Below are 15,620 nucleotides of genomic sequence, written 5' to 3' on the forward strand. Positions count from 1 at the left end.
AACCTGTTGTGCATGAAATGGTTGCTTGTATGTAAATATGCATCCGCCATTTATTTTTTTGGTTTTTTTGAAAGCGTTTAATTCCTGGCTTGCTGAAAAGTGGATATTGATATGAATCTATCCGGAACCATCCATACAAGTGTATGTGTTTACTAATGAAGGAGGCAATAAGAATGGCAGAAATCAGAAAATTAAAAAACTACATCAACGGTGAATGGGTTGAAAGCAAAACAGATCAATATGAAGATGTCGTCAATCCGGCGACGAAAGAAGTACTATGCCAAGTGCCGATTTCTACACAAGAGGATATTGATTACGCAGCGCAAACGGCGGCTGAAGCGTTTGAAACATGGTCAAAGGTGGCGGTTCCGCGCCGAGCCAGAATTCTATTTAACTTCCAGCAGCTGCTGTCTCAGCATAAAGAAGAACTGGCTCATCTAATTACCATTGAAAACGGAAAAAACACAAAAGAAGCTTTAGGTGAAGTGGGACGCGGGATTGAAAACGTAGAGTTCGCCGCTGGAGCACCTTCCCTGATGATGGGTGACTCACTTGCTTCCATCGCAACGGACGTTGAAGCGGCGAACTACCGTTATCCAATCGGAGTTGTCGGCGGAATCGCGCCATTCAACTTCCCGATGATGGTTCCTTGCTGGATGTTCCCGATGGCGATCGCGCTCGGCAACACATTTATTTTAAAGCCATCTGAGCGGACTCCGCTGTTAACAGAGAAATTGGTTGAGCTTTTTGAAAAAGCGGGCCTTCCGAAAGGGGTATTCAACGTCGTATACGGTGCGCATGACGTTGTGAACGGCATCCTAGAGCATCCCGAAATTAAAGCGATTTCATTTGTAGGCTCCAAGCCAGTCGGCGAATACGTCTACAAAAAAGGAAGCGAAAACTTAAAACGCGTTCAATCTCTGACTGGCGCGAAAAACCATACGATTGTCTTGAACGATGCGAATCTTGAAGACACGGTTACAAACATCGTCGGAGCTGCCTTCGGTTCTGCCGGTGAACGCTGCATGGCTTGTGCGGTTGTGACGGTTGAAGAAGGAATCGCCGATGAATTTATGGCGAAGCTGCAGGAAAAAGTGGCGGACATTAAAATCGGTAACGGCCTTGATGACGGCGTGTTCTTAGGACCGGTGATTCGCGAAGACAACAAGAAGCGCACGCTCAGCTATATCGAAAAAGGTCTTGAAGAAGGTGCCAGACTCGTATGTGACGGACGTGAAAATGTGTCTGACGACGGCTACTTTGTCGGCCCGACGATCTTTGACAATGTCACAACAGAAATGACGATCTGGAAAGATGAAATTTTCGCTCCGGTCTTATCTGTCATCCGTGTGAAAAACCTGAAAGAAGCGATTGAAATCGCCAATAAGTCTGAGTTTGCGAACGGCGCCTGCTTGTTCACATCCAACTCAAACGCAATCCGCTACTTCCGTGAAAACATTGATGCGGGAATGCTAGGCATCAACCTTGGTGTGCCGGCTCCAATGGCGTTCTTCCCATTCTCAGGCTGGAAATCTTCATTCTTTGGAACGCTGCATGCGAACGGAAAAGACAGCGTCGACTTCTATACACGTAAAAAAGTGGTGACGGCAAGATATCCGGCACCTGATTTCAACTAAACGACGAACAGCCGAACGGCGTCCATGTGCGCTGTTCGGACTCATTCTGCCAATAGAAAGAGGAGGGCTTCTCTATGAGTTATTTGTTGCGTAAGCCGCAGTCGCATGAAGTGTCTAATGGGGTCAAACTCGTGCACGAAGTAACGACATCCAACTCTGATCTCACTTATGTAGAGTTTAAAGTGTTAGATCTTGCATCAGGTTCAAGCTATACAGAAGAATTGAAAAAACAAGAAATCTGTATTGTGGCGGTAACGGGAAAAATTACAGTGACAGATCATGAGTCGACTTTTGAGAATATCGGCACGCGTGAAAGCGTATTTGAACGAAAACCGACAGACAGCGTCTATATATCAAATGACCGTGCATTTGAGATCACAGCAGTCAGCGACGCAAGAGTGGCGCTTTGCTATTCTCCATCGGAAAAGCAGCTTCCGACAAAGCTGATCAAAGCGGAAGACAACGGAATTGAGCATCGCGGGCAATTTTCAAACAAACGTACTGTTCATAACATTCTTCCGGATTCAGACCCTTCAGCTAACAGTCTATTAGTAGTTGAAGTCTATACAGACAGCGGCAACTGGTCCAGCTACCCGCCTCACAAACATGATCAAGACAACTTGCCGGAAGAATCTTTCTTAGAAGAAACGTACTACCATGAGTTAGACCCGGGACAGGGCTTTGTATTTCAGCGCGTATACACAGATGACCGTTCTATTGACGAGACAATGACTGTGGAAAATGAAAACGTTGTCATCGTTCCTGCGGGATACCACCCGGTAGGCGTTCCGGACGGATACACATCCTACTATTTAAATGTCATGGCAGGGCCGACGCGAAAATGGAAGTTTTATAACGACCCGGCGCATGAATGGATTTTAGAACGCTAACAAGTGAGGAGTGGCTGTTTACGATGAAGTATACATTCAATGAAGAGAAGGCTTTTGATATTGTTGCCATCGGCCGGGCATGTATTGACCTGAACGCAGTCGAATACAACCGCCCAATGGAAGAGACGATGACATTTTCCAAATACGTTGGGGGTTCACCTGCGAATATCGCGATCGGCAGCGCGAAGCTTGGCTTAAAAGCGGGCTTCATCGGCAAAATTCCGGATGACCAGCATGGAAGATTCATAGAGTCCTATATGAGAAAGACCGGCGTTGATACAACACAGATGGTTGTTGATCAAGATGGACACAAAGCAGGCCTTGCATTTACAGAAATCCTCAGCCCTGAAGAATGCAGCATTTTAATGTATCGCGATGATGTGGCGGATCTTTATCTTGAGCCTTCAGAGGTAAGCGAGGACTATATCGCAAATGCGAAAATGCTGCTTGTTTCCGGGACAGCGCTCGCCAAAAGCCCGTCACGGGAAGCGGTGCTAAAAGCTGTTCAATACGCGAAGAAGCATCAGGTTAAAGTGGTGTTCGAACTGGATTACCGTCCGTATACGTGGCAGTCATCAGATGAAACAGCCGTTTATTATTCTTTGGTTGCCGAGCAGTCTGATATCGTCATCGGCACACGCGATGAATTTGATGTGATGGAAAACCGCACAGGCGGAAGCAATGAAGAATCCGTCAATCATTTATTTGGCCATTCAGCCGACCTCGTTGTCATCAAACACGGCGTCGAAGGCTCTTACGCATACAGCAAATCCGGCGAGGTATTCCGCGCTCAAGCGTACAAGACAAAAGTGCTGAAAACCTTTGGAGCCGGTGACTCCTATGCGTCAGCCTTTATCTATGGCCTTGTCAGCGGAAAAGACATTGAAACGGCATTGAAATACGGCAGTGCTTCCGCTTCCATTGTGGTGAGCAAGCATAGTTCGTCAGAAGCGATGCCGACTGCGGAAGAAATCGTACAGCTTATTGAAGCACAGTCATAATTGAAAAAGATCGAGTAAAGGTGGGATCGTTTGTGGGTAAGAAAATTCGCTTAACAACAGCACAGGCGCTGATTAAATTCTTAAACCAGCAGTACATCCATGTTGATGGAAAGGAAGAGCCTTTTGTCGAAGGGATTTTCACAATTTTCGGCCATGGAAACGTATTAGGGATCGGGCAAGCGCTTGAGCAGGATGCAGGCCATTTGAAAGTCTATCAAGGGAAAAATGAACAAGGAATGGCGCATGCGGCCATGGCGTACAGCAAGCAAATGCTGAGAAGAAAAATATATGCGGTGTCTACATCCGTCGGACCTGGAGCGGCTAACTTGGTGGCGGCAGCCGGCACTGCATTGGCAAACAATATCCCAGTTCTCTTGATTCCGGCAGACACATTTGCGACAAGACAGCCAGACCCTGTACTGCAGCAAATGGAGCAAGAATACAGTGCGGCGATTACGACAAACGATGCATTGAAACCTGTATCGAGATACTGGGACCGCATTACGCGCCCTGAGCAGCTGATGAGCAGTTTGCTGCGCGCGTTTGAAGTCATGACTGACCCGGCAAAAGCAGGTCCGGCAACGATTTGTATTTCTCAGGATGTTGAAGGGGAAGCATACGATTTTGATGAAAGTTTCTTCGTCAAACGGGTTCACTATATTGATCGCATGCAGCCGAGCGAGCGCGAGCTTCAAGGTGCGGCGGAGCTGATTAAATCCAGCAAAAAACCTGTGATTCTCGTCGGCGGAGGCGCAAAATATTCCGGTGCGCGCGATGAATTGGTTGCCATTTCTGAAGCCTATAACATTCCGTTAGTTGAAACGCAGGCAGGAAAGTCTACTGTTGAGGCAGATTTTGCGAACAACCTTGGCGGAATGGGCATCACAGGTACACTTGCGGCAAACAAAGCGGCCCGCCAAGCTGATTTGATTATCGGCATCGGCACAAGGTATACAGATTTTGCGACATCCTCTAAGACCGCTTTTGATTTTGATAAAGCGAAGTTTTTGAACATTAACGTCAGCCGAATGCAGGCGTATAAACTTGATGCATTCCAAGTGGTAGCGGATGCGAAAGCGACGCTTGGCAAACTGCATGGCTTGCTTGAAGGCTATGAGAGCGAGTTCGGCACAACGATTCGGGAGCTGAAGGACGAATGGCTAGCTGAACGCGAGCGTCTCAGCAAAGTGACGTTTAAGCGGGAAGCATTTGATCCGGAAATCAAAAATCATTTTTCTCAAGAGGTCCTGAATGAATATGCTGACGCGTTGAATACGGAGCTTCCGCAAACAACGGCATTGCTGACAATCAACGAGACGATTCCTGAAGACAGCGTCATCATCTGTTCAGCAGGCTCACTCCCAGGAGATTTGCAGCGTCTGTGGCATTCTAATGTTCCGAATACGTATCACCTGGAGTATGGGTATTCTTGCATGGGCTATGAAGTGTCCGGGACACTCGGTCTTAAACTGGCCCACCCTGACAGAGAAGTGTATTCAATCGTCGGAGACGGCAGCTTCCTGATGCTTCATTCTGAATTGATCACGGCGATTCAATACAACAAGAAAATCAATGTGCTGCTCTTTGACAACTCAGGATTCGGATGCATCAACAACCTGCAAATGGATCACGGCAGCGGCAGCTACTATTGCGAGTTCCGCACAGATGACAACCAAATCCTGAATGTCGATTACGCGAAAGTCGCTGAGGGATACGGCGCGAAAACCTACCGTGCAAACACAGTAGAAGAATTAAAAGCGGCGTTAGAGGATGCGAAGAAACAGGATGTATCAACATTAATTGAAATGAAGGTTCTGCCTAAAACAATGACGGACGGCTATGACAGCTGGTGGCACGTCGGGGTGGCAGAGGTATCTGAACAAGAAAGCGTTCAGAAAGCATACGAAGCAAAAGAGAAAAAGCTGGAATCTGCGAAGCAGTATTAGAGGGGAGGCACCATAGATGGGCAAAAATGAAATCCTGTGGGGAATCGCTCCCATTGGGTGGCGGAATGATGACATGCCTGAAATTGGAGCGGGAAATACACTTCAGCATTTGTTAAGTGATATCGTTGTCGCACGTTTTCAAGGCACGGAAGTCGGGGGCTTTTTCCCCGAACCTGCCGTCCTGAACAAAGAGCTGAAGCTTCGGAACTTACGCATTGCAGGAAAATGGTTCAGCAGTTTTATTTTGCGTGACGGACTTGGTGAAGCGGCAAAGACATTTACCCTGCATTGTGAGTATTTGCAGCAAGTAAACGCGGATGTCGCAGTTGTCTCTGAACAAACGTACAGCGTGCAAGGCTTGGAGAAAAATGTGTTCACAGAGAAGCCGCACTTTACGGATGATGAATGGGAGCGGCTTTGCGAAGGGCTGAATCACCTTGGCGTAATTGCCGCTCAGCATGGCTTGAAGCTTGTCTATCATCATCATCTCGGCACTGGTGTCCAAACAGCGGAAGAAGTGGACCGCCTGATGGCAGGAACAGACCCTGCGCATGTACACCTCCTCTATGATACAGGCCATGCGTATATTTCTGACGGCGATTACATGGGGATGCTTGAGAAGCATATCGGCCGCATTAAGCATGTGCACTTTAAGGATGCCCGCCTGAATGTCATGGAACAATGCAGGCTCGAAGGACAATCGTTCCGGCAATCATTTTTAAAAGGCATGTTTACGGTTCCCGGTGACGGCTGCATTGACTTTAGAGAAGTATATCAGCTGCTGTTGAAGCACAGTTATTCCGGATGGATTGTCATTGAAGCTGAACAGGACCCCGATGTTGCAAACCCGCTGGAGTATGCATTGATTGCGAGAAACTATATTGATCAGCAGTTGTTGGATCTGGCTTAATGGGGAATGAACATATGGGCAATACCAATGGAGATTCAGCCTTCAATAAACGGACAATCGCGGCAGCATTGGCCAACTATATTGATGCCGGTTCAATTGTGGCAGGCTCCGCCGGTTTATCATTATGGGTCAGTTACCTTAAGCTATCCGATACGCAAATCGGGCTGCTCGGCGCGCTGAGCGCAAATGCGATTTCTGCCGCTGTCGGCGCGCTGCTTGGCGGGTTTCTGGCTGATAAAGTCGGACGGAAGGCTGTTTATACCAATAGTATGCTGGTTTATGCACTAGGGATTTGTTTGGTTTTGTTCGGGGTTAATTTCCCCATGTTGTTAAGCGGTTACATCATTATCGGTTTATCAGTAGGGGCTGACATAACCGCGTCATGGACCATTATTGCGGAAAATGCGCCAAAGAAGAATCGGGCTAGGCATTGTGGCGTAGCACAAGTCGCTTGGGCCGCGGGCGCTGTCGTTGTACTGCTCCTCTCCGTACTGGCCGGTGACTTGGGACTCCTGGGGAATAAAATCGTATTTGCCCATCTGCTTGTGATTGCGCTGATTACGTACATCCTGAGAATCAGGCTTCCGGAATCAGACGCCTGGCAGTCAAAAAATCAGCCGGAGGATGCTCAGGCAGAGAAGCCGGCTGTACTGAATAAGACATCATATTTTGATTTGCTCAAGCCTATGTATCTAAAAAGCATATTGTTTTTGATGGGTGTGTACTTGGTTTGGAACTTAGCCGCCGGGGTCATGGGCTTCTTTATGCCATACATTTATCAGCAGGTCGGCGGTGTATCTGCCAACATGGCCAACCTTTTGCAAATGGGGCTGTTTATCTTCACAGGATTGGGGGTCGCCTTGATCTTCATGCCCTTTGCCGACAAATATAGAAAAACCGTATTTGGAATCGCCGCTTTCATGGCGGTGATCGGGTGGACACTGTTTCTGCTGCCAGTTGAAGGCCTGCCGATTCTGCTCCTGTTTATTGTCGTGATCGGCATCAATAACGGAGCAGGGCAGCAAGCGAACTATCAGTTATGGGCTAGTGAAATCTTTCCTACGCAATATCGTGCTTCCGCACAAGGACTGATGTTTTTCCTTGTCCGTATTTCAATAGGGATTTGGAGTCTGTTTGTCCCAATGATTATCACCAATTTCGGCATTGGAACGATGGCTGCAATTCTTCTCGGATGTGTGACGGCCAGTATGATCATCGGGCTGCTCTTTGCGCCGAATACGTCTGGCAAGTCGCTTGAACAAATTCAAGAGGAACTCTACGGATCTCCTCAGAGCCAAGTAAAGCAAGAAACAGAAAGCAAAATTATGTAATCAACAGAAGGAGTGGCTGTCAATGAGTTTACGTATTGGCGTAATTGGAACTGGAGCAATCGGAAAAGAACATATTAACCGCATCACGAACAAGCTGTCCGGCGCGGAAATTGTAGCTGTAACGGATGTTAATCAAGAAGCTGCACAAAAGGTCGTTGAGCAATACCAATTAAACGCGACGGTTTATCCGAATGATGACAGCTTGCTTGCAGACGAAAATGTAGACGCTGTTTTAGTGACAAGCTGGGGGCCTGCGCATGAGTCAAGCGTGCTGAAAGCCATTAAAGCCCAGAAATATGTGTTCTGTGAAAAACCGCTCGCGACAACGGCTGAAGGATGCATGCGAATCGTCGAAGAAGAAATCAAAGTGGGCAAACGCCTTGTTCAAGTCGGCTTCATGCGCCGTTATGATAGCGGTTACGTACAGCTGAAGGAAGCACTCGATAACCATGTGATTGGCGAACCGCTTATGATTCACTGCGCGCACCGCAACCCGACTGTAGGAGATAACTACACAACCGATATGGCCGTAGTCGACACGCTTGTTCATGAAATTGATGTGCTGCACTGGCTCGTCAACGATGACTACGAGTCCGTTCAAGTCATCTACCCGAAAAAATCGAAAAACGCGCTGCCGCATTTAAAAGATCCGCAAATCGTCGTAATTGAAACAAAAGGCGGTATCGTCATCAATGCTGAAATCTATGTGAACTGTAAATACGGCTATGACATTCAATGCGAAATCGTCGGAGAAGACGGCATCATCAAGCTTCCCGAGCCATCAAGCATCAGCTTGAGAAAAGAAGGCAGATTCAGTACTGATATTTTGATGGATTGGCAGAGACGCTTTGTCGCTGCGTATGATGTGGAAATCCAAGACTTTATTGATTCGATTCAAAAGAAAGGCGAGGTCAGCGGACCGACGGCATGGGACGGCTATATTGCTGCTGTCACGACTGACGCGTGTGTAAAAGCCCAGGAATCTGGACAAAAAGAAAAGGTTGAATTGAAGGAAAAACCGGAATTCTATCAATCTTTTACAACAGTTCAAAACTAAAAAACAGAGGAGTGAAAATATGAAGTTAGCATTGGATCCATCCATGTATCGTGATGATTTAACTTTAGAGGAAACGGTCTATAAAACGGCGGAGCTTGGCTATGAATATATCGAATTGTCTCCGCGTGAGGATTTTTGTCCGTTTTATAAATATCCGAAAGTTGATTCAGCAAAGATCAAACAATTAAAGCGCCTTTTAAGAGATACAGGTGTTAAGCTTTCATCGCTTCTTCCTCTTTACCACTGGGCGGGTCCTGATGAAGACCGCCGGCAGGCAGCGGTGCGCAATTGGAAACGGGCAATCGAAATTGCGGTTGAACTTGAAGTGGATTTGATGAACAGCGAATTCAGCGGTTCAAAATATGATCCTTTAACAAGTGAAGAAAAATTTATCAAATCCATGGATGAGCTTCTGCCAGTCTTTGAAAAAGAAGGCATGAAACTCAATCTTCAAGCCCATCCATATGATTTTATCGAAACGCACAAAGGTGCGATGGATATGATCCGCGCGCTTGACAAGGATTGGATCAATCTTGTCTACTCGACTGCGCATACGTTCTTCTATGATGACGGCAAAGGCGACATCGAGACCATGTTTGACGAAGCCGGCGACCGCCTCACACATGTTTTATTTGCAGATACCTATAATCATAAAGCGGCTCATGGCCTTCGCTATATCGTCAATCCGCCTGACGCGAAAGTAACGGTTCACCAGCATTTGGACATTGGCCAAGGCGAGGTTGATTTTGATACGATTTTCAGAAAACTGAGAGAGATGAAGTTCGACGGAATTGCGACGAATGCCGTATTTGCTTGGGTCGATGAAAGAGCGGATGAATCAAGCCGATTTATGCTTAAGAAAATGAAAGAAGAATTAGGTCTGGCATAAGCTGAGCATGGAGTTCGGCGGGATATGGCGACAGCCTTCCTGCCGAACTCCCTTCATATCTAAAACGCAGATGGGGGAGTCTGGCATGAAACTTTGTTTTAATGAAGCGACAACATTGGAAAACTCAAACCTTAAACAGGATTTAGAACTATGCGAAAAGCACGGCTATGATTATATTGAAATCCGCACAATGGATAAGCTGCCCGAGTACTTAAAAGATCATTCATTGGCAGATCTTGCGGAATATTTTCAAACCCATCACATCAAACCGCTTGCCCTAAACGCGCTTGTTTTCTTCAACAACCGTGATGAAAAGGGCCACAACGAGATCATCACTGAATTTAAAGGCATGATGGAAACATGCAAAACCCTCGGTGTGAAATATGTGGTGGCCGTTCCGCTTGTGACAGAGCAGAAGATTGTAAAAGAAGAGATCAAAAAGAGCAGTGTAGACGTGCTGACTGAGCTGTCAGATATCGCGGAGCCGTACGGCGTAAAAATCGCGCTTGAATTTGTCGGCCATCCGCAATGTACGGTCAATACGTTTGAACAGGCGTATGAGATCGTAAACACAGTTAACCGTGACAATGTCGGGCTTGTCCTTGACAGTTTTCACTTCCATGCAATGGGTTCAAATATTGAGAGCTTAAAGCAGGCGGACGGAAAGAAAATCTTCATCTATCATATTGATGATACAGAAGATTTCCCAATCGGCTTTTTAACAGATGAGGATCGTGTATGGCCGGGACAAGGGGCAATTGACTTAGATGCCCACTTATCTGCACTGAAGGAAATTGGCTTCTCTGATGTTGTATCGGTTGAGCTCTTCCGGCCTGAATACTATAAGCTGACTGCTGAGGAAGCCATTCAAACAGCGAAAAAAACAACAGTGGACGTCGTATCAAAATACTTCAACATGTAATGGATAAAGGAGGGGTGGACATGGCTTTTGTATCGATGAAAGAGCTTCTTGAAGATGCAAAGCGGGAGCAATATGCAATTGGCCAGTTTAATATCAACGGCCTGCAATGGACGAAGGCGATTTTGCAGGCGGCGCAAAAGGAGCAATCACCGGTCATCGCCGCGGCTTCCGATCGCCTGGTCGACTATTTAGGCGGATTTAAAACGATTGCTGCCATGGTAGGCGCGTTAATGGAGGACATGGCGATTACCGTTCCGGTCGTGCTTCATCTCGATCACGGCAGCAGTGCGGAACGCTGCAGACAGGCCATTGATGCCGGATTCAGCTCAGTGATGATTGACGGCTCCCATCAGCCGATTGACGAGAATATCGCAATGACAAAAGAAGTCACCGATTATGCCGCAAAACACGGCGTATCAGTAGAAGCCGAAGTCGGCACGGTCGGCGGAATGGAAGACGGACTGGTCGGCGGGGTCTGCTATGCCGATATCACGGAATGTGAGCGGATCGTCAAAGAAACCAATATCGACGCGCTGGCCGCCGCCCTCGGCTCTGTACACGGCAAATATCAGGGTGAGCCGAATCTCGGATTTAAGGAAATGGAGGCTATCTCCCGCATGACTGATATTCCCCTCGTTCTTCACGGGGCATCCGGGATTCCGCAGGATCAGATCAAAAAAGCCATCACACTCGGCCACGCGAAGATCAATATCAATACGGAATGTATGGTAGCGTGGACAGACGAAACACGCCGCATGTTCCAGGAAAACAGCGATCTGTACGAACCGCGCGGCTATTTGACACCCGGCATTGAAGCCGTGGAAGAGACAGTGCGAAGCAAAATGAGAGAGTTCGGATCAGCCGGTAAAGCAGCTAAGCAGCAGGTCGGCTAAAGAGACCAGAAACCGCCGAGATGGCGGTTTTTTTGTGCGGTGTTGCGTCCATACGCCCAAAACGATTATGATGATGGCAGCAGTGTAAGAAACGGGAGTGGTTCAGTTTGAATAAAATCATGATTGTGGAAGACAGTGAAGACATTCGCGGACTATTGCAGAATTACCTTGAAAAATACGGATATCAAACAGTGGTCGCCGCGGATTTTACAGCTGTTCTTGATGTCTTTTTGCGGGAAAAGCCCGATGTGGTGCTGCTTGATATCAATTTGCCGGCATATGACGGATATTATTGGTGCCGGCAGATCCGCCAGCACTCCACAAGCCCGATCATCTTTATTTCTGCCAGAAGCGGGGAAATGGATCAGGTGATGGCGATTGAAAATGGGGGAGACGATTATATCGAAAAACCGTTTTCTTATGATATTGTGCTTGCGAAAATCAAAAGCCAGATCCGGAGGGCGTACGGGGAGTACGCCGCAAAGCAGGGAGAGAAAGTGGTTGAATATGCCGGCGTCCAGCTCTTTGTGGAACGGTTTGAACTGCGTTTTCAGGATGAAAAAAGCGAGCTTTCTAAAAAAGAAAGCAAGCTTTTGGAAGTGCTGCTTGAGCGGGGAGAAAAGGTGACGAGTCGGGACCGTCTCATGGAAAAGACGTGGGACACCGACATATTCATCGATGATAATACACTTAACGTGTATATCACGCGGCTCAGAAAAAAACTGCGGGAGCTGAATGCGCCTGTTTCTATTGAAGCGGTGCGGGGCGAAGGCTACCAGCTGAGGGCGCAGTCATGAAGCTGTTTCTCCGGTCTCATGCAGTGCTGATTCTGCTTTTTCTCCTTCAAGGGCTGTTTGTCTTCTTTTATTACTGGTTTGCGGGTCTTCATTCTTTTTCTCACTTGTTTTACATATTGGGCGTGCAGCTTCTTATTTTGGCGGGCTATCTTGCCTATCGCTGGTACAAAGACCGCGGCGTGTATCATTGGCTCAGCTCGGGGCAGGAAGGGACGGATATCCCGTATCTCGGTTCTTCAGTGTTCTGTTCAGAGCTGTATGAAAAGCAGATGGAGCTGATCCGGCTGCAGCACCAGAAGCTCCATGAGACTGAAGCCAAGCTGGACGCGCGGGTGACGTATATGAATCAATGGGTGCACCAAGTAAAGACGCCGCTGTCGGTCATTAATTTAATCATTCAAGAAGAGGATGAGCCCGTTTTTGAACAAATCAAAAAAGAAGTCCGGCAGATTGAATTCGGGCTGGAGACGCTTCTTTATTCTTCAAGGCTCGACCTGTTTGAACGGGATTTTAAAATCGAAGCGGTTTCCCTGTCCGAGCTTCTCCAATCAGTCATTCAAAGCTATAAACGATTTTTTATTCAATATCGCGTTTATCCGAAAATGAACGTTTGCGATGATCATCAGATTTACACCGATGCCAAATGGCTCAAATTTGCGATTGGCCAAGTGGTCACAAATGCGGTCAAGTATTCAGCGGGCAAGAGTGACAGACTTGAGCTGAATGTCTTTCGCGATGAAGACAGGACGGTGCTTGAAGTCAAAGATTACGGTGTCGGGATTCCCTCACAAGACATCAAGCGGGTGTTTGACCCTTATTACACGGGTGAAAACGGGCGGCGTTTCCAAGAATCTACGGGAATCGGCCTCCATCTCGTCAAAGAAATTACAGATAAGCTCAATCATACGGTGGACATCAGCTCGTCTCCCGGTGAAGGGACATCAGTTCGATTTTCATTTCTTACAAAAATGTAAGGCTGCGTTAAGAAAACAACATAGCCCGCTTTGTTTCCCCTTGATAACATGGATTTATGTCAAGGGGATTTTTATGTTGAACGTCCCGGCACTACATGAAAGCAGCCCAGATCAACAAGAATAAAACCATAAGGAGGATTTTCATGGCGAATATGCTTGAAGTCAAACATATAAATAAAACCTATAAAGGACAAGTGTCCTATCAAGCCTTAAAGCAAATTTCATTTTCAATAGAAGAAGGCGAGTTCACGGCGGTGATGGGGCCGTCCGGGTCCGGAAAAACAACGCTTTTGAATATCATTTCAACGATTGACCGTCCGGATTCAGGCGATATCCTGATTAACGGAGAAAACCCGCATCGCCTGAAGCGGACAAAGCTCGCTCATTTCCGCCGCAAGCAGCTCGGATTTGTGTTTCAGGATTTCAACCTTCTGGACACGCTGACAATCGGTGAAAATATCATGCTGCCGTTAACGCTTGAAAAAGAAGCGCCGTCTGTAATGGAAGAAAAACTGCACGGCATCGCGGCAAAGCTCGGTATCGAAAACCTGCTTAACAAGCGGACGTTTGAAGTATCCGGAGGCCAGCGCCAGCGGGCCGCCATCGCAAGAGCGGTCATTCATAAGCCGTCACTCATTCTGGCCGATGAACCAACTGGAAACCTTGATTCCAAAGCGACAAAAGACGTCATGGAAACGTTGCAGAGCCTGAATCGGGATGATCATGTCACGGCTTTGATGGTGACCCACGATCCGGTTTCGGCAAGCTACTGCCGCCGCGTCATCTTTATAAAAGACGGCGAATTGTTTAATGAGATTTACCGCGGGGAAAACCGCCAAGTCTTTTATGAACAAATTCTTGATGTGCTGTCTATGCTGGGGGGAAACGCAAATGACCTTTCTTCAGTTCGCTTATAAAAACGTCACGAGAAACAAAAGGGCCTATCTTGCATTCTTTTTAAGCAGCGCCTTTTCCGTTTTGATTTTCTTTACCTTTGCGATGTTCCTGTTTCATCCGGCATTAAAGGAAGGCTACCTGAATAACATCGCCAAAAAAGGCTTAACCGCTGCGGAATGGATGATCTTTGTTTTTTCTTTCTTATTTGTTCTGTATTCGGTTAATGCATTTTTGAAATCGAGAAATAAAGAATTCGGCATTCTGCTCATGCAGGGCATCACGCCGGGGCAGCTGAGAAAGCTCATTACTGCGGAAAATATGATCATCGGCGTCATGTCAATTGCAGCCGGCATTATCGGTGGATTCATTTTTTCAAAGACGTTCTTTACGGTCGGCGCTTATATTTTAGAAATGGACGCGCTGCCTTTGTATATGCCTTGGAAAGCGCTCGGTATTACGGCCTGCGGATTTCTGCTCTTATTTTTCTTTTTATCGCAGTTTACGATCCTTTTTGTCAGATCAAATACGGTTATCAAATTAATAAAGGGCACTGGCAAGGTTAAACCGGAGCCTAAGCCGTCCGTGCTTCTGTCCTTATTCGGCATCGCCTGTCTGTGCGGCGGGTACGGCATGGTTCTTAAAGGCAATGTCCACGGGGCCGAACCGTTTATCATTTTACTGCTCACCGTCATCGGAACATATTTCTTTTTCAGCCAAAGCAGCATATGGATTCTGCGCGCGCTGAAGAAGTGGAAAACCTTTTATCTGCGCGGGAAAAACATCATTTGGGTTTCTGACCTTGTCTATCGTTTAAAAGACAACGCCCGCCTGTTCTTTATTGTCAGCATTATTTCTGCGGTTGCGTTTACTGCGACAGGCGTGCTCGCGATGTACAAATCGACCGTCGGAGCGGAAGAGTCCGCTTATGAAATGGAGTATTTATCTTACAGCAACAATCCAAAAGAACAGACTCATTTGAAAGATATTGACCATGAACTGAAAACACACGGCTTTACGTATAAGAAAGACAAAATAGATGTTTCCTATGTTCGCTATCAGGAAGGAGAAACTGTTCCCCCTGTTTACATGATCAGCAAATCGGATGCGGCAAAATACTTCCATGTCAAAGTGAACGGCCTGAAAGAAGACGAGGCTGTCTATTTCCCGGGAACGTATGACCGCAATTTCAAAAACAAAGCTCCGGATCAGCTGAAGCTGCTGAACCAAAAAGGGGAGATGTCTGATCAAAAACTGTCGGTAAAAGAAGTCAAAAAACCGCTGATCTCATTGAATGCCATCATCGCGGTGAATGATCAAACCTTTGATCAGCTGAAATCACTCGGTGATCAAGCGTCATTATACGGCTACAGCTATGATCATTGGAAAGACAGTCTTGAGATCAGCCAATCTTTGCAAAATGAGATTTACGGCAATTATATCGACGTGCATTCTGATTTTGCTTCAAAAGCCGGGACT

Annotated in this window: 14 protein-coding genes; all 14 read left to right on the top strand. The window is 46.9% G+C overall.

Translation table 11 applies throughout. The annotated features are described in order from the left end of the window. Positions 1-173: 173 nt before the first annotated feature. On the top strand, positions 174-1,637 hold the full coding sequence (iolA, locus tag RAC86_RS23555; protein ID WP_377886073.1) for a methylmalonate-semialdehyde dehydrogenase: 1,464 nt from the start codon (positions 174-176) through the stop codon (positions 1,635-1,637). A 74-nt stretch (positions 1,638-1,711) separates the two neighbouring features. Further along, entirely contained in the window at positions 1,712-2,527 is an 816-nt protein-coding gene (iolB, locus tag RAC86_RS23560) for a 5-deoxy-glucuronate isomerase (protein ID WP_014481418.1), read from the top strand. A 23-nt stretch (positions 2,528-2,550) separates the two neighbouring features. Then, positions 2,551-3,528 carry a 5-dehydro-2-deoxygluconokinase gene (gene iolC, locus RAC86_RS23565; RefSeq protein WP_029726145.1) on the top strand — a complete coding sequence of 326 codons (978 nt, stop codon included), beginning with the start codon at positions 2,551-2,553 and terminating at the stop codon, positions 3,526-3,528. A 32-nt stretch (positions 3,529-3,560) separates the two neighbouring features. Beyond that, the gene (gene iolD, locus RAC86_RS23570; protein WP_088467465.1) at positions 3,561-5,474 is read left to right on the top strand and encodes a 3D-(3,5/4)-trihydroxycyclohexane-1,2-dione acylhydrolase (decyclizing); all 1,914 of its coding nucleotides are present in this window, start codon (positions 3,561-3,563) and stop codon (positions 5,472-5,474) included. A 16-nt stretch (positions 5,475-5,490) separates the two neighbouring features. Beyond that, positions 5,491-6,384 carry a myo-inosose-2 dehydratase gene (gene iolE, locus RAC86_RS23575; RefSeq protein WP_377886074.1) on the top strand — a complete coding sequence of 298 codons (894 nt, stop codon included), beginning with the start codon at positions 5,491-5,493 and terminating at the stop codon, positions 6,382-6,384. Between the two features lie 14 nt (positions 6,385-6,398). Further along, the gene (gene iolF, locus RAC86_RS23580; protein ID WP_046161050.1) at positions 6,399-7,715 is read left to right on the top strand and encodes a myo-inositol transporter IolF; all 1,317 of its coding nucleotides are present in this window, start codon (positions 6,399-6,401) and stop codon (positions 7,713-7,715) included. A gap of 22 nt (positions 7,716-7,737) precedes the next feature. Continuing rightward, positions 7,738-8,772, top strand: a complete 1,035-nt coding sequence (iolG, locus tag RAC86_RS23585; RefSeq protein ID WP_003244482.1) for a bifunctional inositol 2-dehydrogenase/D-chiro-inositol 1-dehydrogenase — start codon at positions 7,738-7,740, stop codon at positions 8,770-8,772. A gap of 19 nt (positions 8,773-8,791) precedes the next feature. Continuing rightward, positions 8,792-9,661 carry a sugar phosphate isomerase/epimerase family protein gene (locus tag RAC86_RS23590; protein ID WP_021481028.1) on the top strand — a complete coding sequence of 290 codons (870 nt, stop codon included), beginning with the start codon at positions 8,792-8,794 and terminating at the stop codon, positions 9,659-9,661. A gap of 85 nt (positions 9,662-9,746) precedes the next feature. Further along, entirely contained in the window at positions 9,747-10,583 is an 837-nt protein-coding gene (iolI, locus tag RAC86_RS23595) for a 2-keto-myo-inositol isomerase (protein ID WP_049140862.1), read from the top strand. Positions 10,584-10,603: 20 nt separating this feature from the next. Next, on the top strand, positions 10,604-11,476 hold the full coding sequence (gene iolJ / locus RAC86_RS23600; RefSeq protein ID WP_103031280.1) for a 6-phospho-5-dehydro-2-deoxy-D-gluconate aldolase: 873 nt from the start codon (positions 10,604-10,606) through the stop codon (positions 11,474-11,476). Between the two features lie 107 nt (positions 11,477-11,583). Further along, entirely contained in the window at positions 11,584-12,273 is a 690-nt protein-coding gene (gene yxdJ / locus RAC86_RS23605) for a two-component system response regulator YxdJ (RefSeq protein WP_003243527.1), read from the top strand. Next, entirely contained in the window at positions 12,270-13,247 is a 978-nt protein-coding gene (yxdK, locus tag RAC86_RS23610; protein ID WP_015385109.1) for a two-component system sensor histidine kinase YxdK, read from the top strand. The genes yxdJ and yxdK overlap by 4 nt, the downstream gene beginning before the upstream one ends. Before the next feature lie 143 nt (positions 13,248-13,390). Then, the gene (gene yxdL, locus RAC86_RS23615; protein WP_003243557.1) at positions 13,391-14,164 is read left to right on the top strand and encodes an ABC transporter ATP-binding protein YxdL; all 774 of its coding nucleotides are present in this window, start codon (positions 13,391-13,393) and stop codon (positions 14,162-14,164) included. Next, positions 14,139-15,620 (top strand): ABC transporter permease YxdM (yxdM, locus tag RAC86_RS23620; protein ID WP_377886075.1); only part of this gene is annotated, 1,482 nt, incomplete at its 3' end. The genes yxdL and yxdM, both read left to right, overlap by 26 nt.

Source organism: Bacillus sp. LR_5, from assembly GCF_042709275.1.